Source organism: Skermanella sp. (genome assembly GCF_059503625.1).
The window spans coordinates 1-4,736 of sequence record NZ_JCACHA010001201.1; the positions used below are offsets into that span (position 1 = coordinate 1).

General features: G+C 63.4%; 3 protein-coding genes. All 3 read left to right on the top strand.

The window, feature by feature from the left end:
- Nucleotides 1-712 (top strand): cobalamin B12-binding domain-containing protein (locus AC5JJ6_RS42160; RefSeq protein WP_496047789.1); only part of this gene is annotated, 712 nt, incomplete at its 5' end.
- Between the two features lie 199 nt (nt 713-911).
- The gene (locus tag AC5JJ6_RS42165) at nt 912-2,603 is read left to right on the top strand and encodes a methyl-accepting chemotaxis protein (RefSeq protein WP_496047790.1); all 1,692 of its coding nucleotides are present in this window, start codon (nt 912-914) and stop codon (nt 2,601-2,603) included.
- Between the two features lie 613 nt (nt 2,604-3,216).
- Nucleotides 3,217-4,587 carry an alanine/glycine:cation symporter family protein gene (locus AC5JJ6_RS42170; RefSeq protein ID WP_496047791.1) on the top strand — a complete coding sequence of 457 codons (1,371 nt, stop codon included), beginning with the start codon at nt 3,217-3,219 and terminating at the stop codon, nt 4,585-4,587.
- The last annotated feature ends 149 nt before the right edge of the window (nt 4,588-4,736 follow it).

The following is a 4,736-nucleotide window of genomic DNA, read 5'->3' on the forward strand; positions in this document are numbered from 1 at the left end:
CTCGCTCCGGCTGCTCCACGGCATGGAGGATGTTCCGGCCAGCCGGCTGACCGAAGACAACCCGTTCGGCACCATGGCGGAGGATTACCTGAGCCGGCTGCTGGCCCAGGACCAGGCGGGCGCCACCGACCTGATCTTCAATGCCGCCGATGCCGGCGTTCCCATCTCCAACCTGTACATGAACGTGCTTCAGCCGTCGCTTCAGGAGGTTGGCCGCCTGTGGCAGATGAACAGGGTGACGATCCCGCAGGAGCACTATTTCACCGCCGCGACCAAGACGATCATGTCCCAGCTCTACCCCTACCTGTTGCGGGGAAGGACCGGGAGCCAGCGCCTCATCGCCACCTGCATCGACGGCGAGCTTCATGAAATCGGCATCCGGATGGTCTGCGACGTGTTCACGATGAACGGCTGGGACGCCGTCTATCTCGGCGCCAGCATCCCCGTGAAGGAGATCGTGTCGCTGGTCGAACTCGATCAGCCGGATGTGCTGGCGCTCTCCGTCACGATCGCACCCAACCTGCCCAAGGCCTCCGCCCTGATCGGCGCGATACGGTCGAACCCGCGTTGCGACGAGACCAAGATCATGGTCGGCGGCTATCCGTTCAACTGCTGCCCCGACCTGTGGCGCCGGATCGGCGCGGACGCCTTCGCCCGGGACGCGACCTCCGCCCTGACCTGGGCCAAGCTGCGCTTTCCCCAGACGGCCTGAACCCGTCCCGACAGCGGACCGATGCCGCACCATCGGCATTTGGTACTATGAACCGCAAAGTACTTGATGGATTAAAGTAAGGTATAAGGTTCACGCATATGCTCCGTAGAGATTAGGTAATACATTAACAGATCATTTATTCTGAATACGATATCGACTGTCTTGAAAACTCTCACCTTACACTTCCCAAGGGTGAATCATGGGAATACATGACAGCTCGAAAACTCCGCCCGTATCGGATCGCCATGCCAGACGGCTTGCCGTGTTTCAGTTGAGCGACGCGGAAGTCGATCTAGTCCGTCAGCAGAAGTCCTTTGCGGAAACACGCCTTCCGGGACTGCTCGAACAGTGGCACTCGCGCTTTTCCGCCTGGCCAGAGATCCAGACGGCGCTGGCCAGCCCCGCTGTCCATACCGTGCGGGTGGCACATTGGGTAAGGGCCGTCTCCGGAAAGATCGACGGCGACTTCATGGACTCCGCGAAACGGCTTGGGCGGGCGTTTTACGACAACGGCGTCCCCGGCTATGCGGTCGCCATCTGCCATAGCACCGTCATCAACGGGATCATCGGGGAATTGGGGCTGGACACCGGCGGCAGGGGCCTGGGTTCCCTGTTCGGAGCAGCCGAAACCGCCCGGAAACTGGCACTGCGCACGGCCCTGAACAAGCTGGCGTGGCTGGACCTGGAACTGCTGCTGGAGACCTACGCCGAAGCCGAGCAGGAGAACAGGACCAAGGCGCTCCGGGCGATGGCCGAAACGGTCGAGCAGGAAGCCCGGGCCGCCGTGGAAAAGGTCGCGGTCCACACCAACGGGATGGCGCGGGACGCTGTCGGCATGGCGACCTCCGCCGAGCGGGTCGGGGAAAACTCCCGCAGCGTCGCGGCGGCCGCCACCCAGGCGCTTCTCAATGCCCAGACCGTGGCGTCCGCGACGGAGGAGCTGGCGGCGTCGATCCGGGAAATCACGGCCCAGGTCGCCCATTCCGGCGCCGTGACGCGCCGCGCCGTGGAGAGCGGCGAGCGCACCCAGGCGACCATCGGTTCGCTGTCGCAGGCGGTCGGCAAGATCGACGAAGTGGTCAAGCTGATCAATGCCATCGCGGGACAGACCAACCTCCTGGCGCTGAACGCGACGATCGAGGCGGCGCGGGCGGGAGAGGCCGGCAAGGGCTTCGCCGTCGTGGCGCAGGAAGTCAAGAACCTGGCCAACCAGACGGCGCGCTCGACCGAGGAGATCACGCGCCAGATCGGCGAGATCCAAACCGTCACCGCAAGCGCCGTCACCGCCGTCGAGGAGATCGGCCTGACCATCGGCGAGATCGACCGCGTTTCCGGCGCGATCGCCGCTGCGATGGAGGAACAGGCCGCCGCGACCCAGGAGATCAGCCGCAACGTCAGCGAGACGACGGAAGCCGCCCAGGAGGTTTCCACCCGGATTTCCGAAGTTTCCAGCGAAGTGATGCAGACCGGCATCCAGGCCGCCCACGTCAAGACCAACTCCGGGGAAGTCGCCGTCAGCATCGAGGAACTGCGCCGCGTCCTGGTCCGCGTGGTCCGCACCTCCACGGTCGAGGCCAACCGCCGGCGCATGGTCCGCTACCGGGTCGACGAACGGTGCTCGGTCGAGTTCGGCGCCGAGCGCAGGACCGCCAAGCTGGAGGACCTGTCGGAAGGCGGCGCCATGATCGCCGGCGTCGAGGGCGTCGGAACAGGCATGCCGGGCGTCCTGATCCTGGAGAAGCAGGGGGTCCGTATCGGGTTTACCGTACTGGACGCGGACAGGGAGGCGCTGCACGTGACCTTCGACGCACGGGATGCCGCCGATGCGCGGTTCAGGACGGCCTTCGCGGCGATCACGGCCGGGTTGCAGCCGCTCGACAGCGCGGCCTGACCCTGCCGCTTGTCGCTTGCCGCCCGACTGGCGCTTCTTTCGGGGGGCGTTTCTTTCGGGGGCGCTTCTTTCGGCTATCGTCCAAGCGGCTGCTTGTATCCGGCTAATTGAAGCAAATATGATCCATCGGTCGTCGATACGCGAACGGGCCAGTCAGGGGACCGATGGACACTTTGCTTTTGGGAATACTGCTAGGATTTATCGGGGGCTATCTGGTCCGCTCCCTGATCTCGCAGATGCGCCGCCGGCGCTTCGAGGAGGAATACGGCCATAATCCCCGTTCCCACATGAAGCAAAGGTCTTGAAGACGGGTTTCCCGTAAACATCCAGGTACACCGTACCCGACGATGTACACTGCCGGCAAACCCTTGCCTGGAAACTATCTTTCGTGATGAACGCCAAGCCAAACCGGCCTGGTGTAAACCTATGTGTACGCACCGTACCGTCCCGGCTTTTCCTCAAGCCGCTGTGACGACAAGGTTTTCAGTACTGGCACGAGCTTTGCTTAACTGACGGTTAACCAAGGTTGGAGGCCGTGGCGGACCGTTGGTCCTTTCCGCTGCCTCCGGCCTTAACTTCATCGAATTGAAGATAAAAGTTAACCGGAGGAAACGTGGAAGCTTTCAGCCAAGGCCTCAATGCCTTGAACGGCATCGTTTGGGGCGTGCCCATGCTGGTCCTGATCCTGGGCACCGGCCTTTTCCTGCAAATCCGCCTCAAGATGATGCCGATCGCCAAGATCGGCTACGGTATCAAGCTGGTCTGGCAGGGCCGCAAGTCCGGGTCGGTCGAAGACGGCGAGATCAGCCCCTTCGCGGCGCTGATGACGGCGCTGGCCGCCACGGTCGGCACCGGCAACATCGCGGGCGTCGCCACGGCCATCGCACTGGGCGGGCCGGGCGCGCTGTTCTGGATGTGGTGTACCGCTCTTGTCGGCATGGCGACCAAATACGCCGAAGTTCTGCTGGCCGTGCATTACCGCGAGGTCGACGAGAACGGCGAGCATGTCGGCGGCCCGATGTACGCGATCAAGAACGGTCTGGGGCCGAACTGGCGCTGGCTGGGCGTCGCCTTCGCCCTGACCGCCGGCGTGGCGGGCTTCGGCATCGGCAACATGGTGCAGGCCAACGCCATCGCCGGCGTAGCCGAGAACACCTTCGGCATCCCCGTCTGGATCACCGGCATCGTGCTGACCGTCGTGACCGGCGCCGTCATCCTGGGCGGCATCAAGCGGATCGGCAAGGTTGCGGAATCGCTCGTCCCGCTGATGTGCATCAGCTACGTGCTGTGCGCCCTGTTCGTCCTGTTCATGTTCTCCGACCGCATTCCGGAAGCCTTCTCGCTGGTGTTCACCCACGCCTTCACGCCGGTCGCGGCAAGCGGCGGTTTCGCCGGGGCAGCCGTCTGGGCGGCCATGCGCTACGGCGTCGCCCGCGGCATCTTCTCCAACGAGGCGGGTCTCGGCACCGCCGGCATCGCCCAGGCCGCCGGCATGACCCGCAGCCCGGTCCGCTCCGCTCTGGTCGGCATGATGGGAACCTTCATCGACACCATCATCGTCTGCACCATGACCGGCCTCGCGATCATCGTTTCCGGCGTCTGGAACAGCGGTGAATCGGGAGCGGTGCTGTCGTCGTCGGCCTTCGAGGCCGCCATGCCCGGCATCGGCCAGTACCTGCTGTCGATCGAGCTTGCGGTCTTCGCGATGACCACCATCCTGGGCTGGTCGTACTATGGCGAGAAGTGCTGGGAGTTCCTGATCGGCACCAAGTCGGAGAAGCCGTACCGGGTGCTGTGGACGCTCGCCGTGTTCGTCGGCTCGGTCGCCCAGCTCGACCTGATCTGGCTGATCGCCGATACCTTGAACGCCTTCATGGCGATCCCGAACCTGCTGAGCCTGCTGCTGCTGTCGCCGGTGATCGTCAAGTTGACCCGCGAATATTTCCGGCAGGAAACTAACGGACACTTGGTAGCTGCGGAATAAGAGTTTTCTTTCGTAGGTCGGCCTAAAGCGAAGCCGCAGCCGACAGGCAGGCGCGTCTATGTCGGCTGCCGCTTCGCTTTAGACCGACCTACGAATTTCTTGACGTATCATCGTTAACGTGAATAATTAACTCAGTCCATCAAGGCTAT